A 22,476-nucleotide genomic window follows, 5' to 3' on the forward strand; every position below is an offset into this window, starting at 1 on the left:
CAAAGCCCTACAGTTTTTTATTTCTATCTCACGCTGGTATCCAAAGCGTAGTAAAATGAGAAGAACCTTTTTATCTGTAACGTGCTATGTTAGGAGTATATAGATGTTGAAGCAATCTTCCAGATTCCCCCTCATGATGAGCCTCATTGTGGGCGTGCTGGTATTGGGCGGGTTGGGTCTAGTATTGACCCAAGCCCCACAGGGGGCAGCCCAGACACCCGCACCCCTTGTAACCTATCCAGATTTCCCACCCACCCCTACCGTTGGCCCCAACCCAACCGCTCCGGCGGGCTTGGCGAGCAGCAATGTGCTCTTCGAGAGCAGTTTTGCTGATGCTAGTGCGTTGGCTGCGTGGCAGTTTGTGGATCAGACCTATGTGCTGCCCGATTTGACGGCGGCCTGGGAGGTGCGCAACGGGCGTTTGGTGCAAGTTGGATCGGGGGCGGCACGTAACCCTTCTCCTAACGAGGCGGCGGCATTGGTTGGGGATGCGACATGGCAAGACTATACGATCCGCACCAGTTTCTACGATGAATATAACGGGGTGGTGGGGCTGATCGCTCGCTACCAAGGGACTGAGCCGACCCAGTCATCCTACTACCGAGTACGCCTCTTCTCGACCGAGTATCAGGTTAGCCCGAAGGTGGTGCTAGAGAAGGTGGTGGATGGAGTCGTGACGACACTGGCTGAGGCTAAGACGGCAGGATTCACACCTCGCATGTGGCATACCTTGGAACTCAGCGTGCAAGGAACTAGCGTTCAGGTACAACTCGATGGGCAGATGCTGGTAGTTGCGCAGGATTCCAACCCGTTGCCGAGCGGTCGGGCTGGAATCTTCACCTTTGCGATCAGTGGCATCTTCTTTGATGATGTGATGGTCTCTATACCCTAAGTACCAGATTGTACTAGCTGGTTCGACCCATTCGGAGAATATTATGCGACGCTTGTTTCTCCTGCTCACACTTCTTGCGCTCATAGGTTTTGTATTTCAGATCCAACCTACCAATGGGCAAACTGGTTCGCAACTCCTCCAAGAGTTTACGATCAATGACTCAAACTTAACAAAATACCCCAGTGTTGCTGGCTATAATCAGACGGTTTATATCGGGAGCGGAGTCAGTACGAATAATACTGTGAGTATCACCGATGCGATGATCTGGTCAATGAATGAACAGGCAACCTCAGTCGGATCACGCTTTAGTATCGGTGTTGCAAAGGGTCAAGCAAACTTCGCAAGCGTGGCGTTAGCAACCGGGAATGATGGGGTCGTCTTTGCTGCATGGAGTAGTATTGATGAGCGTCGTATATGGATGAGTCGTCGTGATCCCATAACCGGGGTGTGGAGTTCGCGCCGTGAGGTGGCTTCGGCCGCTTTCCCGATCTTTCCCCAAATTGCTGTATCTGGGAACAACCAAGCCTTTATTATCTGGCAAGGTGTTGGTACCAGTCTCTCACTAAAGATATGGAACCAATCAACCAATAGTTTTGCTGGCCCCTATACAACTACCCAAGAGACCTATTCTTCTCCGCCCTCAATTAGTATTAATGCAAGCGGGCAGGTGGGAATTGGGTTTACCACGAAAGATCTCCAGGCGGCTGTTGCTATTTGGAATGGCAGTGGCTTCTCGACCGAAATCCTGACGGGTACAGTCAGTGCTGCGGATGTTGGGGTGACGGTTGATACGAACGGAAAGTTCTATGCCGCATGGCGTTCTATTGGGCCGGGTTTTTACTATGCGGAACGACAAGCACCTAATAGTTGGTCTATCGTTAAGTTCGCGAATGGTAGCGGCCAAGGTACGGCGAATGTGATTGCAGATGCAGGAGGAACGATACATCTGGGCTGGATTTCAGATGTGTCTGGCGCGTTGCGCGGCTACTATACCTACCGTCAATCCGGACAATCATCATTTGTGACGGCAGTCACTGCAAATACAACCGTACTCTTTAACTCCCGCCTCGCGGTCAGTTCGGGCGGTGCCTATGCCCACTTTGTTGCTGAGAACTTCAGCGTCTCCCCACAGAAGATCCTGTATGCCCGCTTCCGTGGTGGTACGCCACAGGTGACGGCTACGCCTAAGATTGCAGGTGGAACCGAGACTATCAAAGGGGACACGAGCGTCTCCGTTAACTTTGAGAATCCCCAAGGGAGTCCCGTCAGTATGATCTGGCGTTGGAATGCGGCACCTACTGAGGCGGTGAATGATTCGGGGGGCTGGCAGTCCTTTGCGACGACGAAGACTATCAATGTGCCTTCGGCAGTATTGACGGCTGCTTCCTGTACCAACCCCTCAACGCTCTATGTGCAATTTCGTAATGCCAGTCAAGTCACCGGCTTGGTGGTTTCGGATAGTGTCATCTTTGATACAGATGTGACGGCATTTGTTGTCATGACCAATCCCTATACCCATGATCGTCCATCAACCTTCACTCCATTGGCTGCCCAATTGGGTGATTTTAGTAGCGATGGTGGGGCAAGTGATGGTCATCCTAGTTATACCCGTGAACAGCAGATCTTTATCGGAATGCAGGGGGTAAATGAGTGTAGCGGCCTCAAAACATTTGCGATTGGGCGTACATCAACATCCTTTGGCGAACCGATGACGATCACCAATAACACCTTTAGCAATGTCCAACCAGTACCAGGAACGTTTCCCGTTGGTAGTAATCAGGTCTGGATTAAGCTGACTGATGGGGTGGGTAACGAGAAGACGTATAGTACGACGGTTATCTATGATCCCAATATCCCCAGTTTTAGTGGTGGATCATTCACGGCGACTCCAAAGCCTGATGCGACAATCATGACGACACTCAATTTCTCGAATATACTCATCAATGATGACTATCCGGGCCGCCATTTCTGGGGAGTGTGGCTGGCCAATAGTCGTACCAATAATCCTACCAATACGGCGCTGGTCTGGTATCCTATCGAAGCTCCTGGTACCACGAATAGCTTCACGATTCAGAACTGGAGCCTGTTGAGTGGCTTGAAGGCCAGTGATATATCTACCGGAACCTACTATGTCTTTGCGCGTGTCCTTGATGGTGCTGGGAACCCAGTACCTGAATCAGCAATCATGGTAGCAACAGTCAATCTGACGGAATTGACCTATCCGAAGGTGCATTTGCCAATTGTTGTGCGTTAAGTGGGCTTGGCTTGAATGTCTTGAGACGGTAGGGATGTGGCGCGGGGGCTTCGACATGTTCAGCCTCCGCGCCACTGGTTGAGCGTGTCGAAGTTGTGCGGTACAGCCACTCCCTCCATCGGAGATGATGTTGAGATGACTCAGGTTTTGATGCTGCGGCAACGTCTTTGGGTTACCCTTTTTCAGGGTGATCGTGGCCCGTGGTTGATCTTCTTCCTCTGTTTGGCGCTGCTGCCGTTAGCGCTGCCCCGAATTGCCCTCAGTGATGAGGTGCAGTACTATGCCTATCTGCGCTCAGTCTACTTTGATCGTGATCTCGATTTTCGCAATGAATACACCTATTTTGCCGAGGCGGGTCTGCGGGTTGATGATCATGCCGTGGCCAATGCGTTGCTGCGAGAGGATGCGGTTAATCCGAACCCGGTTACGGGGCTATTGCGCAATGTAGCTCCGGTGGGTTCGGCTATCCTCTGGGCACCCGGCTTCATCCTCGCCGATGTGTGGGTCAATCTGGCGAACCTGTTGGGTGCCGAGATCGCCCGCGATGGCTATAGCCGCCCCTATATCCTGGCTACCTGCTGGATGACCGCGCTGTATAGTATGCTCGGCCTACAACTGACCTACCGCCTCGCCCGGCGCTATGTTGGTGATCTGGCTGCCACGCTGGCTACTCTGACCGTCTTTCTGGCTTCGCCGCTGCTCTTCTATACCACTATTGCTATGCCTTGGTCGCATGCCAATGGCTTCTTTCTCTTCACGCTCTTCCTGAGCATCTGGTTGCCTGGGCGAGGTATGGAACGTAGCCTGCGAACCTGGATCAGTCTTGGCCTCGTGGCTGGCTTGATGGTGATGACTCGTGAGCAGTTGGGGTTGCTGCTGATCATTCCGGCCTTAGAGGCGCTGGCGAGCTATATCGGGCTGTTGCGTACTCAGGCATGGCGGCGAGTGGGGCTACAATTGGGGCAACACCTCGCCTTTGTGGCAATGCTGGTGCTGACGGTGACGCCGCAGTTGCTCGCTTACCAGATCCTCAATGGCCGCCCTGGCCCTTCATCTACTGTGGCTGGTAAACTCAACTGGCTCAGTCCTCGTTTCTTCGACACGCTCTTCGATCCGGCCCACGGTGCCTTTCTGTGGGCACCTGTGTTGCTGATCGGCCTCTTCGGTTTACCGCGTCTGGCTCGCCGCGATTGCGGCTTGGCCTGGATGCTGCTCACCGGCTTTCTGGCCCAGACCTACATCAACGGAGCCTTCGGTACAACCTGGCACCTGAGTGGCTCGTTTGGCTTCCGCCGCTTGATCGAGTGTACCCCGATCATTGTGCTGGGGTTGGCGCTGCTGATCGAGGATGTGCGGCCACGTTTAGGAACGTGGCCTCTCGTGTTGATCGCCGCGTTGCTCGTCTATTGGAATGTGGGTCTGATTGCCCAGTGGACCTTTGTGCGCAATGCGGATGGCTTCCGGCGTGGTCTGATCTGGGATGGCATGCTCTACTACCAATTTGTGGAGGTACCGGGGCAGATCTTGGGCAAGATCTGGTCACTACTCTTTGATCGCTGTCGTCTGATGACCAATTGTTCGTAGAGACTCAAAATCTTGCGTCCCTACTGTTGCACCAACACAATGCTGATTGGTCCACGCCCGCTGGGATCAGGGCTGGTTGGCGCATACAGGTTAAGCCGGTTGAGTCCAGGGGCGAGCAGGATGTGGAAGCTACGGGCTTGGCGTTCGCGGTTCACCTGCCATGTGCCTATGGGGCTACCATTCAGATCCATGTCTACCGAGCGGGCTTGGCTATAGCTCTCTGTCGTCAGGTACATACTGATAGCCATAGGCTGCGGGTTGGGGTTCATGAGCAGGATCTCGCCGGCTTCACGCATCCAGCGCCAACGTAGCCCAGCGGCCTCTTCCTGCGGGTACCAGCCGTTGCCGAAGTAGGCAACGGGTTGACGTGGCCCATCTGGTACATGGTAGATCGCCGTGCCATCAGGGTAGTACGTGGGGATGATGCCGGGGATTACCTGCGCAATGGCTGCCTCGGCATCTGCGCGTTGGGTAGGGGGAATACGCGCCCAGTGGACGACAATATCGCGCACATCAAAGGCATCGAGAACAGCGGGCAGGCTGGTGGAGGTGAGCAGGTTGTCGGGGTGCGGGTGTAGTTCGCGCAGTTGTCGCAGGCCGGGGGTGAACTCGGCAAACGGGTAAGAGGGAATGCGCGCCAGATAGCCACCCACGAGTGGCCGTCCGTGGGTGATCTGGTCGTGCAGATCGCGGCTGCTATCAATATTCACCGGCAGCACTAGGATCGCCCCTGGCTTGCCTGCCAGATCGGCATAGGCGGGTTGAACAACAAAGGGCTGGGTGGGCCAGATCGGTGGGGCCAACTCAACGAGCGCCACGCCCAGCACGATCAGCAGTGCCCGTTGAGCATAGTGGGTGACGAGGTAGTGCAGCCCCAACCCGGCCAGTGGTGCCAGGGCGATGTTGGTAAGCACTACAAAGTGGCTGGGACGTTGGGCGATCTCCATACCCGGAACGAGCAGTAGCAGACGATACGGCAGGGGAATGCCAGTCTGGAAGGGGCCAACCAGCAGTTGGGGGCCGAGGGCCAGCACCAACCCCACCAGGGCCAGTACGAGCCAACGGCGGGCAGTGGGCCATGCACGCACACATCCGACCACGGCGAGGGCCAGCGTGGTATAGCCGAGGGCATTATTCCAGGCCGAGATGCCAGGGTGGAGGATGGGGCCAAGTTGAGCCACCGCAGACCCCCAGAGTGGGTGGAGGTAACTGGGGAGCCAGAAGTCGAGCAGATTGGCCGAGCGTTTGATCATCAGATCGGCCAGCATGGAAGAATCGCCACCACCCTGGCCCATCTCGATCACCGTGCTGGCCAAACCGAGCAGCAGCGGTGCCATGGTGAGGGCGGCGGTGGCCGGAACGAGCAGGAGGCGGGAGAGCATTGTCAGCAGCACTCGCCCACCGCTGCGCCAGGGCAGCCAGAGCAACACCGCGATTAGGCTATAGACCGCGCCATAGACGAGGTAATAGAGGCTGGTATAGCCGACCAGCGCCAACATGATTCCGGCCAGGATCGCCCATAGCGAGCGACGTTCCTCTAGGGCAACCAGCAGTAACCATGCATAGAGCACGAGCCATTGTAACGAGGCCATTTCGAGTTGGCCATCATAGGCTTTGGTGGTGTGGAAGGGCGAGAAGGTGAAGAGCAGCCCGACAACAAAGGCGATGTGTGGCGACACCCCCACCCGCTGGGTCAGCAGGTAGGCACCCAACCCAGCCAGGGCGAAGGCGAGCAGCAGGGCTACATTGAAGGCCAGCACCGGCCCGGCGAGGGCGGTGATTGGAGCAACCATGATCCCACTCGCGATATTGACCGGGTGGATCGCTAAGTTGACCCCGCCGGGATAGTAGAGCAGATCGGTATAGAGCGGGCTACTCCCTGTTGCGAGGGCGTGTTGCACCCACCAGAGATGCCAGACATGCTGCCAGCCATCAATACCCGCCACCGGGCCACCCGGAAAGGCGATCTGCATGGATGGGACGGCGACGGCAAAAAAGGCGACGCTGGCGGCGAGGTAGCCGATGAATGCAAGCAGGTGTTTCAAGATTTGTTCTTTGAGCTTCCGGGAAGCTCGTTTTGGGGCTACGCCCCAAACCCATGGTTTTGCTGGTGTGGTTGGCCGCTTTGCGGCCAACCACACCAGCAAAATATGTTTTCATGGGGGCATGCGGCCCCCATACCCCTGCTAGGGGCGCATCGCGATGCGCCCCTACGCATTACAACGCCTTCTGGCCCTCGCGGGTCGTGGCGAGGCTGCCTAGGTGGCAGGCTTCGCTCAGCGCGGCCAGGAAGGGCAGATCGTCGCCATACTCAATGATGCTAATACTCGCATTGGTGATCCAGAGGCGATTGATGCGATCCATCGGCATGGCGATGGCATCGGCAACCAGAACCTTCACCACAACATCGTGCGTGCTGACCAGGATCGTCTCGCCCTTATGCTTGGCATAGACTCGCTCTTGGAAATCGAGGCTGCGTTTGAGCACATTGGAGAAGCTCTCACCGCCGGGCATCTGCGAGCGGGTGGGATGTTCGCGCCACTCACGCAGGCCAGGGGCATACTTCTCGGTAATCTCATCAATAAACTTGCCCTGCCACTCACCGTGGTGGATTTCGAGCAACTCTTCGGCATGCTCGAAGGGCACATTGGGGTGGTGGATCGCAATCGCCTCGGCGGTACGGGCGGCGCGCTGGAGGCGGCTGGTGTAGATATGCGCAATCGGCTCACTCTTTAGGCGCTCGGCCAGTGCTTCGGCTTGGCGCAACCCCAACTCGGAGAGTTGTGAGTCGGATTGACCCTGGTAGCGGTGGATGCGGTTCCACTCGCTCTCGCCGTGGCGGACAATGATCATACGCATGGGGGCGATCCTCATCGGTACTATAGGGTTTAGCAGTGGCCCGTTTGGGCAGGGGCTATTATAGCCCATGTACGTCGTGCCACCTTCGGTGGGGGTTCTGGGGCGGCGAAGCCTCCCCCGAACCCCCACCGGGAGGCTTACGTTCATGTCAATGAGCGGCTTGCCGCCCCCGAAGATCTTTTTGGTATTGTTTGGTGGCGCAGCCACTAAACAATACCAAACCAGTTACGTCACTGGTGTATAATTCGTGGGGATACCAACACGGCTTCTCTCTGGAGTATGATGAGACGTCAGTATCTACAAGAGACACCGCCAGCCCGTCCGATTGATCGGCGTGTGGAGGCGCTGATTGCCTCCTTTGGCTATGCTTTTGCCGGGGTCTGGTATATGTTTCGGACGCAGCGTAATGCCCAAATCCACCTGTTAGTGGGGGCATGTGCGCTTGCGTTGGGGAGTATACTAGGGCTAGAGCGTTGGGAATGGTTGGCGCTGGTGTTGGTTATTGCACTGGTGTTGGCAGCCGAAGGAATGAACACCGCAATTGAAGTGACGGTCGATCTGATCACCACCGCACGGCATCCTTTAGCCAAAATTGCCAAGGATGTAGCGGCAGGAACGGTGCTGATCTGTGCGATTACAGCGGTGGTTGTTGGGTGTATTGTCTTTCTGCCTCACCTGCTTGTCGGTGTGTAGCCTTAAACCGGCTGCATACCTTAACGAAATTATGTGGCCACTTGTCCGCCAAGCGCGCTACCTTGGGCGCTACCGCGAGATCGCGCAGGTGTTGGTCGGGCACGGCTTCGGCTATGTGGTCGAGCAACTGGGGCTACTCTCGCTGCTCTCGATACCCCGGCGCGTGGTGATGCGTGTTCCCCCAGCCCCGCCGCTCAGCAGCGCCGAGCGGCTGCGTGAGGCGCTGATTGCGCTTGGTCCCACCTTTGTCAAGCTGGGCCAGGCGCTCAGTACGCGCCCCGATCTGCTCCCGGCTGAATTTGTCCACGAACTGGGTAAGCTCCAAGATACCGTTCCGCCCTTTCCTAGCCATATCGCCGTGGCCACGATTGAGGAGTCGCTAGGGAAACCGGTCAGTAAGCTCTTTGCCACTTTTGATCTGCAACCCTTGGCGGCGGCCTCATTGGGCCAGGTGCATGCGGCCACGCTGCCCACGGGTGAGCAGGTGGTGGTGAAGGTGCAGCGCCCCGATATTGCCGGGCGGATCATGACCGATCTGGCCATTTTGGCCGATCTGGCCGCCTTGGCTGAGGAGCGCTTTGCGTTGGGGAGCCAGTACCGCTTTAGTGATCTGGTGCGTGAATTTAGTATCACCCTGCGGGCTGAACTCGATTACCGCCGTGAGGGGCGCAATGCCGACCGCTTCCGCCAGCTCTTTACCGAGGTGCCCCAGGTCTATATCCCGACGGTCTATTGGGAGTATACCGAGGAGCGCGTGTTGACGAGTGAGCGCCTGTTTGGGGTCAAGGTGAATGACCTGCCCGCACTGACGGCGGCGGGGATTGATCCGGTGCAGTTAGCGCGTGGCAGTATGCAAGTGGTGTTGCAGGAGATCTTCAATTTTGGCTTTTTCCACAGCGATCCGCATCCGGGCAACTTCTTTGCGCTGGATGGGAATCGGCTGGGTATTGTTGATTTTGGCCAAGTTGGTAGTCTTGATCGTCCAACCACCCAGGGCTTGGTGTTGTTACTGGGAGCCTTGGTGGATCATGACACCCACGGCCTGTTGCGGGCCTTGGAGCAGTTGGAGGTGGTCTCACGGCGGGCGATCACCCCGGCGCTACGCCGCGATATGGCCCACTTTACCGAGGGCTTTGTGGATCGTCCGTTGAGTGAGCTTTCGGCGCGCGAGACGGTGAGTGAACTGCTCGCGCTGTTACGTCGCCATCAGATCTGGGTGCCGGGGCCGCTGGCGATGCTGCTTAAGGCGCTGGTGATGATGGAGGGCATGGGGGGGCAACTTGACCCCGATCTGGATGTGTTTAGTATTGCGCGTCCGTATGCCCGTCAAGCGCTGGCCGAACACTTCTCACCGGCTGCATTGAGCCAGCGTGCGCTGCGCCAGAGTCGCGAAATTGGTGAGACGGCGCTGGAGTTGCCGCATCAACTGAGCGATCTGCTCCAGAGCCTGGATGATGGTGAACTGAAGATTCAGACCCGTGAATTGGAACTGCGCCACCTGAGCCACGCCGTCATCAGTGCTGCTAACCGCTTGGCAATTGCCTTTGTGCTCGCCGCGATGATCCTGGGCGTGGGGCTGGTGGCGGTGGCGATGGGTTTGGGTGGTTGGCAAGGAACGATGCCGACGATCCTGCTCACCGTCGGTATTACGGGGGTCATCCTGAGTTCATTGGTACTAGGGATCGCCCTCTTGCGCGGGCGGGAGTAACATATGTACAAATCGTACACAATGACTATTGGTTATTTCATCCAAACCCGCAGACCCCTGTAAAGTGGTACAATCCGGCTGTATCATAATGCCGTCCCGCAATCGGTGGGCGGCCTGAGTTACGGAGGCCATGAATTTATGTCCGCACCGCTCCGCGATTTTCTAGAGATCCCTTACGATCAACTGGAAGAACTCAATCTTAAGGCCAAAGAGCAGCGCCGCAGCCGCGTGCCTGCCGAGCAGTTACGCGAGGAGCGCATGGCCTACCTCGCCGGTGAGAAGCGCATTAAGGCTGTCACGGTCTGCTTTACCGACCTTGAGGGCCGCCTCCATATGCTCGATTATGATAAGAAGTTCCTGTTGTCCTCCTACGACAATCTGACCTTCGATGGCTCTTCGATCCGTGGTTTCTCGGCCCAGGCCGAGTCGGATCTGCGCCTGAGCATTGATTGGCCGGCCTTCTACTGGCTCCCCGCTGATGTGTTTGGTCCTGGTAAGGTGCTCGTCTTTGCTGAAGTCCGCCAGCGTGATGGTTCGCCCTACCCCGGCGATATGCGCTCGAAGCTCAAGCTGTTCTTGGATGAGCTCTACGCGAAAGAGGGCCTGACGGTCAATCTGGCCAATGAGATCGAGGGCTTTATCTTCCTGGGTCGCAACGCCGAGCAGCGCTATCGCGAGACGGGCGAGTTCACCATGGTGAGCACCTCCGGCTACTACCACTCGTTGCCGGGTGACCCGTTGCGCACCTTCATTGACATGGCGGCTGAGGCGCAGCGGGCGATGGGCTTCTCGAATGAGAAGGATCACCCTGAGGTAGCACCTTCGCAGTTCGAGATGAACTACAGCTACACCGAGGCGCTGATTGCGTCCGACCAGATCCTGCTCTACAAACTCATCTGCCGTCAGGTGGCGAGCCGCCTCGACATGACCGCCTCGTTCCTGCCCAAGCCGGTCACTGGCGTGAATGGTAGCGGCATGCACACCAACATCTCGATCTCTGGGAGTGATGGGGTTAACCTCTTCCACGATGCCAATGGTGAAGAGGGTCTCTCCGATTACGCCTGGAAGTTCGTTGATGGCGTGCTCTACCACGCCAAGGATCTGTGTCTGTTGCTCAACGCGAGCGTCAATGCCTACCGGCGGCTCGACCCGCACTACGAGGCTCCCAACCAGATCAAGGCTTCGGGGATTGACCGTGGCTCGATGGTGCGTATCCCGATTGGGAACGCACGCACCGCCCGTGTTGAGGTGCGCTCGATTGCTCCCGATGCCCACCCGCACATGGCGATCTATGCCATTCTGCGTGCTGGTCTGAGTAATGTAGAGACCAATCCGAGCATCCGCAAGGGTGAGGAGACGCTGCCCGACAACATCTACGATGCGATTACCGACTTCCGCGCCAGTGCGATGATCGCCGATGTCCTGGGTGAAGAGGTTCAGGCCAAGTACGCCGACCTCAAGGAGGCCGTTGCTGATCGCTGCCCGCGCAAGCTGGGGACGCTGATCAAGCGCGCTGAGGTACAGTTCCACCACGAAGTGACGAACCAGTACCTCTGGAGCCGTTTCTAGTTCGGCGATGGGAACCGGGGGTGGAGCAGTAGAGGCGCAAAATCTTGCGTCTCTACTGCTCCACCCCCGGTTTTTTTTTAGTGTCCGCAGATTACGCAGATTACGCAGATTATTCCTCTATAATAATCTGCGTAATCTGCGTAATCTGCGGATAAACTGCATTGCCATACTGAGGTGCCTATGAGCAACTCCCCCACCGATGACCTGCTTGCCCGCCTTCAGGCGTTGCCCCCCGCTGAACAGAAGCGCCTCCTCGCCCAATTCGGTGTTGCCCCGCCACCTCCGGCGGTGAGTATGGGCAGCCACAATCAGTTTGGCGATACCAGTATCGGCGATGTGGTTGGCGGGGATATGCTGCGTAGCGGTGATATTGCCGCGAGTACGGTGGCGTTGGGGGAAGATGCTATGGCTAGTAGCATCGCCCTCTCTGATGATGCGCGCATCAATGGCGTGGCTGTCGGTATTAATCTGGGTACGATCATCTATGGGCGTGATCCGAGTGAGGATGAGCGGCGGCGCTTGGCATGGTATCTGGCACAGTTGGCCAATAAGCTCTCGCGGATGCCCTTGCGTGGATTGGAGGAGCGCCTCGATCATGGTCAGGGCGTGACACTGGCTGGAGTCTATGTGGCGCTGGCTGTGCGCCAGCAGGTTGAGTTGGCCCAGGTTGACGTGGAGCAGCAGTCGTCCTATTTTCCTGAAGGGACGATGCTGGCAAAGGGTGCCGATGCTACGCTGCTTAAAGCCTATCATCCAGAATATGCCCTCCCTGATCGGGCGGTGATTTACATGCAGTGGATGGATCGGCGCTTGCTGCTCTATCGCCATCGTTTAGCCAGTGAGGCGCTGCTTCAGCATGAACGTTTGGTTCTATTGGGCGATCCTGGCGGCGGGAAGAGTACCTTCTTGCGCCACTTGGCCTGGGCCTTAGCACTGCGCGGTCTGGATCAACTGAGTGATATGACAACGCTACATGGCTGGGAGGATGCGCAGCGTCGGTTGCCGATCATTCTGCCGCTACGTACTCTGGCTGGCTGTATTGCGACCACAGGGGCGCAGGAGACGACCGTCTTTGCGGCGCTGCGTGCGGTGATGAACGCCTGTTGTGTGTTGCAGGTGGATGATCTGCTCAGCGCGGCGCTTGATCAGGGGAGTGCGCTGCTGCTCTGCGATGGTCTTGATGAGGTGCCACTGAAGGCCGTGCCGGGTGTGAGTGCCGACCGCACGCAGACGCTAGAGGTGTTGCGTACCTTTGCGCTGATGTACCCGAAGGTGCAGATCGTAATCACCTGCCGCGTGCGTGCCTTTGATGATCTGTTGCGTACCCGGCTTGGCTGGCCGGTGGAGACGATTGATGCCTTTACGCTCGGTCAGGTGCGCCACTTTGTGCCCGCATGGTATGCAGAGTTGGTGGCACGCAAGCAGATTACGCTAGAACAGGCCCAGCGGCTGAGTGCGACGCTGATCGAGTCGATCATCGTTAGCCCCAAACTGACCGAGATGGCCAAGACGCCGCTGCTGCTCACCCTGATGGCGCTGGTGCTCTTCAACAAGGGCGAACTGCCCCGTGACCGCCCGCAACTCTACGAGCGTATCCTCGATCTGCTGCTTGGCCAGTGGGACATGGTGCGTGAGGGGAGGAGTCTGGCTGAGGCGATTGGTCTCCCCGATTGGGATAGCTCGCGCTTTCAGCCACTGCTCGACCAGCTCTCCTACCATGCCCATCTGACTGGTTGTTCCGAGGATGGTCGCGGGCGACTTGATCGCGGTAGGCTCTATATCGATCTGATTGACTTCTTCAAACATGCGCAGGTACCTTCACCCGGCGATTCTGCGCTGGCGTGGCTCGATTATATCGAACAGCGCAGTGGCCTGCTCGCTCCCGATGGCCCCGATAGCTACGTTTTTGCGCACCTGACCATTCAGGAGCACTGTGCGGGGCGGCATATTGCGCTGAATAGCGAAGATCCGGTTGGGGTAGTGATGGATCACCGCGCCGATGACCGCTGGCGTGAGCCGATCTTCCTCGGAGTGGGCCTGATGCTCCCGGCGGTACTGAACCTTCTGCTCTCCGAGCTGATCGAGGCCGAGGGGAAGGATCTGCTGCGCTGGTATCGTGACCTGATCCTGGCGGCTGAGTTGGGTCAAGACCGCGACTGGAACTACCTGCGCACCCGCCCGATGCTCAAGGTTGAGCGGCTCCAGCGCGAGCTTAGGCGCGGGTTGGTGGCGTTGCTGAACGATTCTGCCCAGCCGTTGCCCATTGCTGAGCGGGTGCGGGCGGGCTTTCTGCTGGGCGACCTGGGCGACCCGCGCTTTCCGGTGACGCTCGATGAGTGGCGGCGCGAACTGGAACGTGCCGGACAGCCCGATAGCTACTTCTGCCGAGTTGAGCCGGGGGTGTATGTGATCGGTAGTGCTGCTGATGATCCCGATGCTGATGATAATGAGAAACCCCAGCACACGATCAGGCTCGATCAGCCACTCTACATCGCCCGCTACCCGATCACCAATGCTCAGTGGCGAGTGTGGGTTGCGCAGGGTGGCGGAAAATCATCGTACTATGCCGATGATGCCGATCTCAATCGTCCCAACCAGCCAGTAGTGAGTATTACTTGGTATCAAAGTAACACCTTCTGCACGTGGCTCAGTACACAGGTTGGGGCAAGTATCCGCTTGCCTAGCGAGTATGAGTGGGAGGCGGCGGCACGCGGTGAGAGTGGATGGCGCTACCCCTGGGGCGATGATTGGCGCGATGATCATGCGGCTACCGAAGAGGATAGTGCGACACGCGGTTGGCGTTGGACGGTGCCGGTCGGGTGCTATCCATTGGGGGCCGCATCCTGCGGGGCTATGGATATGGCTGGGAATGTTTTGGAGTGGACGACCAGTGTGTGGCACTCCTACCCGGGGGCCGAAGAATCCTTTACTGATGATGAGTTGCGTGTGCTACGTGGCGATGGTTATGGGAATGATCAGACGAATGCTCGCTGTGGGGCGCGGTTCAGTCTCAATCCCGGTCTTAATCTCATCTTCAACGGAGGGTTTCGGGTGGTGCTGGCTCATCCGATCTCACATACGTCCTGATTTCTGCGAGAGTGTCCGCAGATTACGCAGATTACGCAGATTATTGACAGCGGGGCGGGGGCTGGCTTCAGCAAGCTCAGCCAGCGGGCTTCGGCAAGCTCAGCCAGTGCGGCGCGGTGGCTGAGCTTGTCGAAGCCAACGGCGGGTTAGGTGGTGAAACACTTCTTGCTACACCTGTTCAGCTCCTATGACTAGTCACGTTATGATATACTCCATCCACGAGCAAGGGAGAAGCTATGACGATTACCCCAATTCCTACTCTCGATCAGGTACTTACCCTCGCAACCCGCTTGCCACCTGCCGATAAGCTCCGACTCATCGAACGCCTCGCACCCCAGATTGCTCAGGTGTTACCGATGCAGGCGAGCGTGGTTGATGAATCACTTGCCGAACTTGATGCGCTCATCGCCGAGTCGGCAACCATCGATCCTGCCGAACGCGATAGCGCCGATGTGCTAAGTGAGATGCGACGCTGATGTATACCGTAGATACCAGTGTGTGGATCAATGCTACCGAATCAGCCGAAGTTGACCACGCTGCCAGTCGTGCCTTTCTACGCGAGAGTGCTGTGCGTGCGCTTCCCATCATCTGCCTACTCTTGTGTTGGTCGAGATTGCCGCTACCGTGGGCCGAATGCATGGCGAGCGGCGTAGCGCTCGCATTACTCAACTAGTGGCCAGATGGCAGACTATAACCTTTTATGATCTGGATCGGGCACTGGCTGACACTGCCGCCGATCTTGCTCGTATCCATCGCCTACGCGGAGCCGATGCGGTGTATGCTGCTGTTGCGCAGCAGTATGGTACCACTCTCGTCTCACGTGACCGCGAGCATCTGACCCGCCTGGCTGGAATTGTCCCCGTGCTGCATCCAGTGGCTGCCATCACAGCATTTACCATTCCTCCTGGATAGGTAATTGTTTACACTTCCTACTCCACAAACCGCACCGACGCGGTCATGTTCCAGCGTAAGCGGCTGTCCTGCGTCTCCGGGGTGATCGTCACGGTGTAGGTGATGTCGCCCTGTTGGCTCGTGCCTACCAGTTGGATGTGGCGCACTACGCCGCGAAGTTCCAGATCGGGGAGTGCGTCGAAGTTGATCATGACCCGATCCCCTTCACGTACCCGCGCAATGTCCTGCTCGGTTAGATCGGTGGTCTCGATCTGCCATGCGGAGAGATCGGCAAGTGTGATGAGTGGGCTGCCCATGCTGACATACTCGCCAGGGGCGGGGCTGATGCTGGCGATGGTGCCCGCAAATGGGGCCCGCAGTTCGGTTTCGGCCAGGGCGACTTGGGCCAGGTTGAGCGCCGCTTCGGCACGTTGAATCTGGGCGGCGGCGACGCTCAGGTCGCCTGGGTTTGCACCGGCACGCAGCGCGGCGAGGTTGGCCTCGGCTTGATCGATCTGGGCGCGAGCCGCCGCGAGGCTCCCGGCGCGTTGTTCGCCGCGTAGCCGGTTCAGGTTGGCCTCGGCCTGGCTGACCTGGGCGCGCGCAGCGGCAAGTTTGTCGGCGGCAGCGGGAGTGAGTAGTTTATCGAGCCGCGCCTGGGCCTCGCGCACTTGGGCCTCGGCAACCTCGCTGCCGGAACGCTCGGCGTCTTGGGCTTGCTGGAGCGCGATCTGGGCTTGCGCCAACGCCTGTTCGGCATCTTTAACTGCGCGCCACGCGGCGGTCTCGGCATCCTTTTGGGCTTGGGTCAGGTCGTCTGCGCCGATCTCCTGGTTCTCCCAGTAGATGCGGCTGTAGGTGTCCTGGGCGGTGCGCAGGGTGTTGGCGGCCTGTTCGAGTTGCGATTCGGCGCGCAACTTGGCGGCTGCGAGGCTATCGCGCTGGTTCTGGGCATTGGCCTGGGCTTGGGCTACCTGGGCCTGGGCCTGGCGCAGATCGGCATCCTGCGGGCCTTGTTGGAGTTGGGTCAGTGCGGCTTGGGCTTGGGTGAGTTGCGCCTGCGCAGCGGCAATGTCGCTGGCGGTGACGCCGCCAGTGACTTGACGTAATCCGGCCTGGGCCTGGGCCAGTTGGGCCTCGGCGGCGGCAATCTGTTCGGGGGTGGCTCCAACCAGCAGGCGATCATAGCTGGCCTGGGCTACCTGCACTTCGGCCTGGGCCTGGGCTAATGCGGCTTCTAAGCGGCCACGCTCGATCCGTATGAGCGGCTGATCGACCTGCACCGCAGCGCCCTCTTGCACCAGCACCTCGGCCACCACGCCACTCACCGCCATGCTCAGGCTCGCCGAGCGCAACGGGACGACCTTGGCTTCTGCTCGCAGCGTTCCGCCCGCAATCGGGACGCTGGTGGCCACGATTTGGGCCGCCGGGGTGGGCGGTATGTTGGGCGTGTTCGTGCAGCCGCTGGCGAGGATCGCCAGTGTGAGGAGCAGGAGCAGTTTTTTCATACGTTCATCACCCGTTTGGGTTAAACTGAATGCTTGTATTGACGCAAAGACGCAAAGGTTTTGATAGAGCCTCTAGTGAAAACTCTGCGCCTTGGCGTCTTTGCGTTAAACCCTGGATGTTAGGTGTATTCGCCCCTACGGGCTATCAATAATCTTGCCATCTTCCATCTTCACCACGCGGCGTGCAAAGGCGATCACACGCGGATCGTGGGTGGCGTAGACGAAGGCGGTGCCGGTCTCTTGGTTGAGGCGCTGCATGATCTCCATGGCCTGATGCCCGTTGGCCGTATCGAGATTGGCGGTTGGCTCATCGGCCAGCACGAGTACCGGGCGTGGGCCGAGCGCACGGGCGATGGCGACCCGTTGCTGCTGGCCGCCGCTGAGTTGGTCGGGGCGGTGGTGGGCGCGATCTGCAAGACCCACCGCGTCGAGGAGTTCCATCACTCGTGTGCGGCGCTCGCTGGTCTTCATGCCGTTTAACAAGAGCGGCAACTCCACATTCTCGTAGGCAGTCAGTACCGGCACCAGCGCAAAGAACTGGAAGACGAAGCCAATACTGGAGCGGCGCAGATCGGCGCGCTGGTTGGAGTTCAGGCGGGTCACGTCCTGGCCCTTGATCAGCACCGTACCCTGATCGGGCTTGTCGAGGCAGCCGATCATCTGGAGCAGCGTCGTCTTGCCCGACCCAGACGGGCCAACCAGGGCGGTAAATTCACCTTCGCCAATCGTCAGGTTGATATGATCGAGGGCGTGGGTTTGTGTCGCCCCCACCCGGTAGGTCTTGGTGACTTGGTTGATCTGGATGGCATCCATGAGAATTTCTCTTTCCGTTGTCGGGTTCTCCGATCATCGTGTAGGGGCGAAGCATCGCCTGTCATGGGCTTGGGGACTAGGGATGCCGTTGCTGGCGATGCTTCGCCCCTACTTCTACCCCCGCAGCGCCACGACCGGCTCCAGCCGTGAGGCGTACCAGGCCGGGTAGAGCGCAGCCAGTAGCACGAAGATGAAGGTGGCGATAGACAGACCGGCGAAGGTTTCGGGGACAAAACGGGCATGGATGGTGCTGCCCAAGGCGATAGAATCCCCCGCGACACTCGCAATGTCGCCGATGGCGATGCCCACGTAGGTGAGGTAGGCGACGCTACTCAGCCCCAGGGCTAACCCGATTGCAATCCCCGCCAGCCCCATGCAGGCCGCCTCCAGCAGCAACATCTGGGTCAGGTGGCGGCCCTTCATCCCCAGGGCGCTGAGAATCCCCATCTCGCGGATGCGCTCAAAGACCGACATGAGCAGGGTATTGGCAATGATGACCGCGACGATCAGCATCACAATGCCATCAAGGATGTAGTAGAAGGCCAAGCCGGTCTGCATGGTTTCGATAAAGAGCCGGTTCATATCTTCCCAACTGAGCAGTTGTAGATCGGGGCTACGCAGGGCAGTGCGTACCGTTTCGAGCGCCTGGTTATCATCGAGCATGATGATGACCGCACTGGCGCGGCGTTCAGTACGCGCAAAGGCTTGCGCCTTGGCGAGCGGCATCAGCACGCTGCCCTGGTCATAGGTAGGAATACCAGTATGGAAGATGCCGCGCACCGTAAAGACACCCTCATCGGCATTGCCATCCGAGTCAACCACGGTGAGGCTAACGTTACTCCCCACGGCTAGGCCCAACTCTCCGGCCAAACGCCGCCCGATCATGATCCCGTTGCGGTCATCGGGGTTGAGGAACTCCCCGCCTACCAGCGCCTCGCGGATGGGAGCGTAGATCGTGGAGGTGGTGTCAATCCCCGTAACCTGGATACCGAGCGAGTCGTTGGGGGTGGCGATCACCCCGCCTGCCCACAGTACCGGCGCTGCACCCCGCACACCGGGCAGAGTCGCCGCGTGCGCGGCCAGTACTTCGGGGTCACGCAGCAGATCGGGCCACGCCAGACTCATCTCACCCTCGGTGTAGGCGCTGGCGCGGATCTGGAGATGGCCGGTATTCAAACGGATGTTATTTTGGATCGACTCATCCATCACCCCGGCGATATAGCCATTCATGAGGATGAGCAACCCCAAGCCGAGTGCGACGGCCACCATCGAGAGGATGGTGCGGCGGCGGTTGCGCCCCAGATCGCGGTAGGCGAGAATCCAGAGTTTGCTCAGCATGATTGTCTTCTTCCTGCTTGGGGTAAACCGAAGCCTTTGGTTGACGCAAAGGCGCAAAGACGCAAAGGTTTTGATTAGGGACAACCTTGAAGGCTTTGCGACTTGGCGTCTTTGCGTCAAAATCGGTTCTTCCTGTAACTGCGCATCCTTGGGGTAACCCGAAGCCTTTGGTTGACGCAAAGGCGCAAAGACGCAAAGGGTTTGATTAGGGACAACCTTGAAGGCTTTGCGACTTGGCGTCTTTGCGTCAAAATCGGTTCTTCCTAGACATGATGCAGCGCCACGGCGGGTTCGCGGCGGGCGGCTTGCCACGCCGGGTAGAGCGCGGCCAGCGCGGTGATCACCACCACCAACACCGCCCGACTCAGTACGTCAGCCAGGGTAATCGCGGGGTAGAGCGTATTGCCCATCAGTGCGCCCACTTCACCCATGCCCGACACCCCCTCGAAGGAGATGCCGACATTGCCCACCCACGTGACGAGCAGTGCGCCCAGGCCACAGCCCACCACCGCCCCAACCACACCAATCAGTGCGCCTTCGAGCAAGAAGAGCAGCATGATCTGGTGGCCCTTCATACCGAGTGCCGCCAGTACGCCCATCTCGCGGGTACGCTCAAACGAGGCCATCAGCATCAGGTTGAGGATGCCAATCGCGGCGATGAGCAGAATCACAACCCCAAAGAAGGTCGTGACTGCCAGCTTGGTCTGCATCGTCTCGGTAATCTCCGGGCGCAGCGTCTGCCAGGTATCCACCTCGTAGGCGGGCAGAGCCGCCTGAAGCGCGTACATCAGCGCCTCTTCATCACCGGCCTGCTTGAGAAAGATCACCGCCTCGGTGGTCTGGTCGCGCAGGTTATAGAGGATCTGGGCATCACTGAGCGCGATATAGACATTCGCCTTCTCAATCTCTGGCATACCGAGATCATAGATACCCACAATCTGCATGGAATGTTGGCGCATGGCCTCATTCTTGCGCCGCCCCACCAGATTGATCGTATCGCCCACATGGACTTGGAGCGCATCGGCCATGCCCTGGCCAATCACAATCGCATCGCGGTCTTCGGGGAGCAGGAAGCGCCCGTGTACCATATACTCAGCCTGAATACTGAGCGGAGCTTCAATACTGGGTTGAATGGCGGTAATCCCGACGCGCAACGTATTACCCCGGTTGCTCACGATCCCGGCGGTACTGATGCGCTGCGCCACGGCCAACACCTCTGGGCGGGTCTGCACCGTGCTGATCACATACGCAGGGTTATCGAGGGGCAGCAGGGGCATGCGGTTCGCCTTAGCACGAAAGCCGGGGGCGTGGATCTGCAAGTTACCGCCATAGATACGGATCGCATTGCCGAAGATGGCCTGATCGGAACCCTTGATCAGCCCATCAAAGAAGAGCAGCAGGATCACCCCCAGGATGATCGCCACCAGCGCGATGATGGTACGCCGCCAGTTGCGCCACATATTGCGCCAAGCCAGCCGGAGCATCTGGATCATGCTGCACCTCCTAGGACAAACCACTCGCGGGTGGTTGCTTCATCTATCAGGTGGAGTGTCCCCGCTGGCACACCCAGCACCCGATCAATCGCATCGTTATAGGCCGCAATCATGCGCTCGATCTGCGCAATGGTCGCAGCGGAGCGATCCGCCACGAAGAGCGCCTTGGCGAACGTATCGCCCATACCGACGAGTAGCGTAAGGATCATCTGGCCCGCCACATCGGGAAATGCGGTGTGGAAGGTACCCTCCGCGACCCCCTCGGCGATCAGGTGGTTGAGCAGCGGGGCGATATGCACCACCATCCCCTCCTGCACGCGCAGACGCACCAGGACATTCTCATCGGCGTACCAACTGCGCAACAACGAGAGGACATACTCTTTCTGGGCCACCTTCCAGCGCCCAACCGTATCGAAGAAGTGTTGCAGCCGCGCCACAGGGGGCAAGGAGGTGTCGCTAATAATGTCGCGCAACATCACTTCACTCTCAGCGCGCGTCTGATCGAGCAGCGCTTCGAGCAGCGCCTGCTTCGATTCAAAATAGTGGTAGAACGCCCCCTTCGAGATCTGCACCTCATCAATCACGTCCTTGATCGTGATCTGATCATAACCCTTGCGATAGAGCAACTTGCGGGTGGCAGCCAGGATCTCACTGCGCTTGAGGGCGTATTCTTGTTCGTTTACGGTGCGCGCCATAGCGGTTGCTCGTAATAATAAACCGACCGTCGGTTTATTATTCTACAACGGTTTGGCGGAATGTCAAGAGGGGGGGAAATAGTCACATGTGGGGTAACAGATGTTGCTGCACCATCTCCATAAAGACAGGCACAACAGCGGGATCGAAGTGGCTACCGGATTGGGCCTGGATGTGGGCGAGAGTCTCTTCTACCGACCATCCGGCGCGGTAGGGTCGATCCGAACGGAGGGCATCCCAGACATCCACCACTGCAAAGAGGCGTGCAGGAAGGGGGATGGACTCCCCGGCTAAGCCCTGCGGGTAGCCCGTACCATCCCACTTCTCATGGTGCGAGTAGGGGATGTCGAGAGCCGGTTGGAGGTAGGCGATAGGCGCGAGCATTTCGTAGGCATACTGGGGATGCTTGCGCATAATTTCCCACTCGGTAGCGGTGAGTTTGCCCGGTTTGAGCAGAATCGCATCGGGAATCCCAATCTTGCCCACATCGTGGAGCAGCGCCCCCCGGCGAATGTGGGTCAATGCTGGCTCGCTGATTCCTACCATATTGGCCAAACGCACAGTAAGCTCGGTGACCCGCAGCGAGTGGCCCTCGGTCTCTTTATCACGCAGGTCGAGCGCGTGTACCCAGCCTTCAATGGTGGCATCATAGCTGGCGATTAGATCGCCGTGGGCTTGTTGGAGGGCGGTGCGCTCGGAGATGAGATTGCGGTAGCGATTGAGGCGGGTGATGGTACGGACGCGGGCGCGCAGTTCGGAGCGATTAAAGGGCTTGCTGATAAAATCATCGGCACCGGCCTCTAGCCCCTTGAGGCGAGATCCGGAATCGTCGAGGGCGGTGATGATCACCACCGGGACTTCAGCGAGGCGGGGGTTGGCGCGCAGATGGCGACAGACCTCGAAGCCATCCATCCCCGGCATCATAACATGAAGCAGAATCAGATCGGGCATCAGGCGCTCGGCTTGGAGTAGGGCAGTGGGGCCATCAACGGCAAATGCTAGTTCATACCCCTGGCCATAGAGTAGATCTTCGAGCGCTTCGCGACCCAGTGGGTTGTCATCGGTAATGAGGACAATCGGGGTTGTCATGGGTG

17 protein-coding genes are annotated in these 22,476 nt (G+C 58.4%); 9 read left to right on the forward strand and 8 right to left on the reverse strand.

Annotated features, from left to right (window positions below; translation table 11 throughout):
* The first annotated feature begins 133 nt into the window (after positions 1–133).
* From EKD03_RS09105 to EKD03_RS09115, 3 genes are all read left to right on the forward strand, one after another.
* The gene (locus EKD03_RS09105) at positions 134–892 is read left to right on the forward strand and encodes a 3-keto-alpha-glucoside-1,2-lyase-like domain-containing protein (RefSeq protein WP_129629799.1); all 759 of its coding nucleotides are present in this window, start codon (positions 134–136) and stop codon (positions 890–892) included.
* Positions 893–935: 43 nt separating this feature from the next.
* Positions 936–3,146 carry a hypothetical protein gene (locus EKD03_RS09110; protein WP_129629801.1) on the forward strand — a complete coding sequence of 737 codons (2,211 nt, stop codon included), beginning with the start codon at positions 936–938 and terminating at the stop codon, positions 3,144–3,146.
* A 135-nt stretch (positions 3,147–3,281) separates the two neighbouring features.
* Complete coding sequence (locus EKD03_RS09115; protein ID WP_238613458.1) at positions 3,282–4,730, forward strand: glycosyltransferase family 39 protein; 1,449 nt, start codon at positions 3,282–3,284, stop codon at positions 4,728–4,730.
* 20 nt (positions 4,731–4,750) lie between these two features.
* On the opposite strand, the gene EKD03_RS09120 is transcribed toward EKD03_RS09115, so the two are convergent.
* Both EKD03_RS09120 and EKD03_RS09125 read right to left on the reverse strand, forming a co-directional pair.
* Positions 4,751–6,775 carry a hypothetical protein gene (locus EKD03_RS09120; RefSeq protein WP_129629803.1) on the reverse strand — a complete coding sequence of 675 codons (2,025 nt, stop codon included), beginning with the start codon at positions 6,773–6,775 and terminating at the stop codon, positions 4,751–4,753.
* Positions 6,776–6,947: 172 nt separating this feature from the next.
* Complete coding sequence (locus tag EKD03_RS09125; protein ID WP_129629805.1) at positions 6,948–7,589, reverse strand: histidine phosphatase family protein; 642 nt, start codon at positions 7,587–7,589, stop codon at positions 6,948–6,950.
* Positions 7,590–7,871: 282 nt separating this feature from the next.
* Between EKD03_RS09125 and EKD03_RS09130 the strand changes: the two genes are divergently transcribed.
* The 6 genes from EKD03_RS09130 (at position 7,872) to EKD03_RS09155 (ending at position 15,558) form a co-directional block, all read left to right on the forward strand.
* Entirely contained in the window at positions 7,872–8,282 is a 411-nt protein-coding gene (locus tag EKD03_RS09130) for a diacylglycerol kinase family protein (protein ID WP_129629808.1), read from the forward strand.
* Positions 8,283–8,313: 31 nt separating this feature from the next.
* Entirely contained in the window at positions 8,314–9,990 is a 1,677-nt protein-coding gene (locus tag EKD03_RS09135; protein WP_129629811.1) for an ABC1 kinase family protein, read from the forward strand.
* 138 nt (positions 9,991–10,128) lie between these two features.
* Positions 10,129–11,559, forward strand: coding sequence for a glutamine synthetase family protein (locus EKD03_RS09140; protein ID WP_129629814.1), 1,431 nt, complete (start codon positions 10,129–10,131; stop codon positions 11,557–11,559).
* Positions 11,560–11,739: 180 nt separating this feature from the next.
* Complete coding sequence (locus tag EKD03_RS09145) at positions 11,740–14,646, forward strand: SUMF1/EgtB/PvdO family nonheme iron enzyme (RefSeq protein WP_129629816.1); 2,907 nt, start codon at positions 11,740–11,742, stop codon at positions 14,644–14,646.
* A gap of 236 nt (positions 14,647–14,882) precedes the next feature.
* The gene (locus tag EKD03_RS09150; protein ID WP_129629817.1) at positions 14,883–15,122 is read left to right on the forward strand and encodes a hypothetical protein; all 240 of its coding nucleotides are present in this window, start codon (positions 14,883–14,885) and stop codon (positions 15,120–15,122) included.
* 112 nt (positions 15,123–15,234) lie between these two features.
* Complete coding sequence (locus tag EKD03_RS09155; protein WP_129629819.1) at positions 15,235–15,558, forward strand: type II toxin-antitoxin system VapC family toxin; 324 nt, start codon at positions 15,235–15,237, stop codon at positions 15,556–15,558.
* Positions 15,559–15,575: 17 nt separating this feature from the next.
* Here the strand turns inward: EKD03_RS09155 and EKD03_RS09160 are convergent, their stop codons facing one another.
* The 6 genes from EKD03_RS09160 to EKD03_RS09185 form a co-directional block, all read right to left on the reverse strand.
* Entirely contained in the window at positions 15,576–17,045 is a 1,470-nt protein-coding gene (locus tag EKD03_RS09160) for an HlyD family efflux transporter periplasmic adaptor subunit (RefSeq protein WP_129629821.1), read from the reverse strand.
* Between the two features lie 135 nt (positions 17,046–17,180).
* Positions 17,181–17,858, reverse strand: coding sequence for an ABC transporter ATP-binding protein (locus tag EKD03_RS09165; protein WP_129629823.1), 678 nt, complete (start codon positions 17,856–17,858; stop codon positions 17,181–17,183).
* Positions 17,859–17,972: 114 nt separating this feature from the next.
* On the reverse strand, positions 17,973–19,196 hold the full coding sequence (locus EKD03_RS09170; protein WP_129629825.1) for an ABC transporter permease: 1,224 nt from the start codon (positions 19,194–19,196) through the stop codon (positions 17,973–17,975).
* A 263-nt stretch (positions 19,197–19,459) separates the two neighbouring features.
* Entirely contained in the window at positions 19,460–20,689 is a 1,230-nt protein-coding gene (locus EKD03_RS09175; RefSeq protein ID WP_129629827.1) for an ABC transporter permease, read from the reverse strand.
* Positions 20,686–21,384, reverse strand: a complete 699-nt coding sequence (locus EKD03_RS09180; protein ID WP_129629829.1) for a TetR/AcrR family transcriptional regulator — start codon at positions 21,382–21,384, stop codon at positions 20,686–20,688. The genes EKD03_RS09175 and EKD03_RS09180 overlap by 4 nt, the downstream gene beginning before the upstream one ends.
* 82 nt (positions 21,385–21,466) lie before the next feature.
* On the reverse strand, positions 21,467–22,471 hold the full coding sequence (locus EKD03_RS09185) for an HD domain-containing phosphohydrolase (RefSeq protein ID WP_129629869.1): 1,005 nt from the start codon (positions 22,469–22,471) through the stop codon (positions 21,467–21,469).
* Between the last annotated feature and the right edge of the window lie 5 nt (positions 22,472–22,476).

The organism is Candidatus Oscillochloris fontis, assembly GCF_004138135.1.
GTDB classification, from domain to species: domain Bacteria; phylum Chloroflexota; class Chloroflexia; order Chloroflexales; family Chloroflexaceae; genus Oscillochloris; species Oscillochloris fontis.

Excerpts from the sequence above, each read along its gene's own strand:
- EKD03_RS09170 (WP_129629825.1), bottom strand. The coding sequence starts at position 19,196 with ATGCTGAGCAAACTCTGGATTCTCGCCTACCGCGATCTGGGGCGCAAC.
- EKD03_RS09165 (WP_129629823.1), bottom strand. The coding sequence starts at position 17,858 with ATGGATGCCATCCAGATCAACCAAGTCACCAAGACCTACCGGGTGGGG.
- EKD03_RS09115 (WP_238613458.1), top strand. The coding sequence starts at position 3,282 with ATGACTCAGGTTTTGATGCTGCGGCAACGTCTTTGGGTTACCCTTTTT.
- EKD03_RS09140 (WP_129629814.1), top strand. The coding sequence starts at position 10,129 with ATGTCCGCACCGCTCCGCGATTTTCTAGAGATCCCTTACGATCAACTG.
- EKD03_RS09130 (WP_129629808.1), top strand. The coding sequence starts at position 7,872 with ATGAGACGTCAGTATCTACAAGAGACACCGCCAGCCCGTCCGATTGAT.
- EKD03_RS09110 (WP_129629801.1), top strand. The coding sequence starts at position 936 with ATGCGACGCTTGTTTCTCCTGCTCACACTTCTTGCGCTCATAGGTTTT.
- EKD03_RS09175 (WP_129629827.1), bottom strand. The coding sequence starts at position 20,689 with ATGATCCAGATGCTCCGGCTGGCTTGGCGCAATATGTGGCGCAACTGG.
- EKD03_RS09180 (WP_129629829.1), bottom strand. The coding sequence starts at position 21,384 with ATGGCGCGCACCGTAAACGAACAAGAATACGCCCTCAAGCGCAGTGAG.
- EKD03_RS09145 (WP_129629816.1), top strand. The coding sequence starts at position 11,740 with ATGAGCAACTCCCCCACCGATGACCTGCTTGCCCGCCTTCAGGCGTTG.
- EKD03_RS09160 (WP_129629821.1), bottom strand. The coding sequence starts at position 17,045 with ATGAAAAAACTGCTCCTGCTCCTCACACTGGCGATCCTCGCCAGCGGC.
- EKD03_RS09135 (WP_129629811.1), top strand. The coding sequence starts at position 8,314 with ATGTGGCCACTTGTCCGCCAAGCGCGCTACCTTGGGCGCTACCGCGAG.
- EKD03_RS09150 (WP_129629817.1), top strand. The coding sequence starts at position 14,883 with ATGACGATTACCCCAATTCCTACTCTCGATCAGGTACTTACCCTCGCA.
- EKD03_RS09185 (WP_129629869.1), bottom strand. The coding sequence starts at position 22,471 with ATGACAACCCCGATTGTCCTCATTACCGATGACAACCCACTGGGTCGC.
- EKD03_RS09125 (WP_129629805.1), bottom strand. The coding sequence starts at position 7,589 with ATGCGTATGATCATTGTCCGCCACGGCGAGAGCGAGTGGAACCGCATC.
- EKD03_RS09105 (WP_129629799.1), top strand. The coding sequence starts at position 134 with ATGATGAGCCTCATTGTGGGCGTGCTGGTATTGGGCGGGTTGGGTCTA.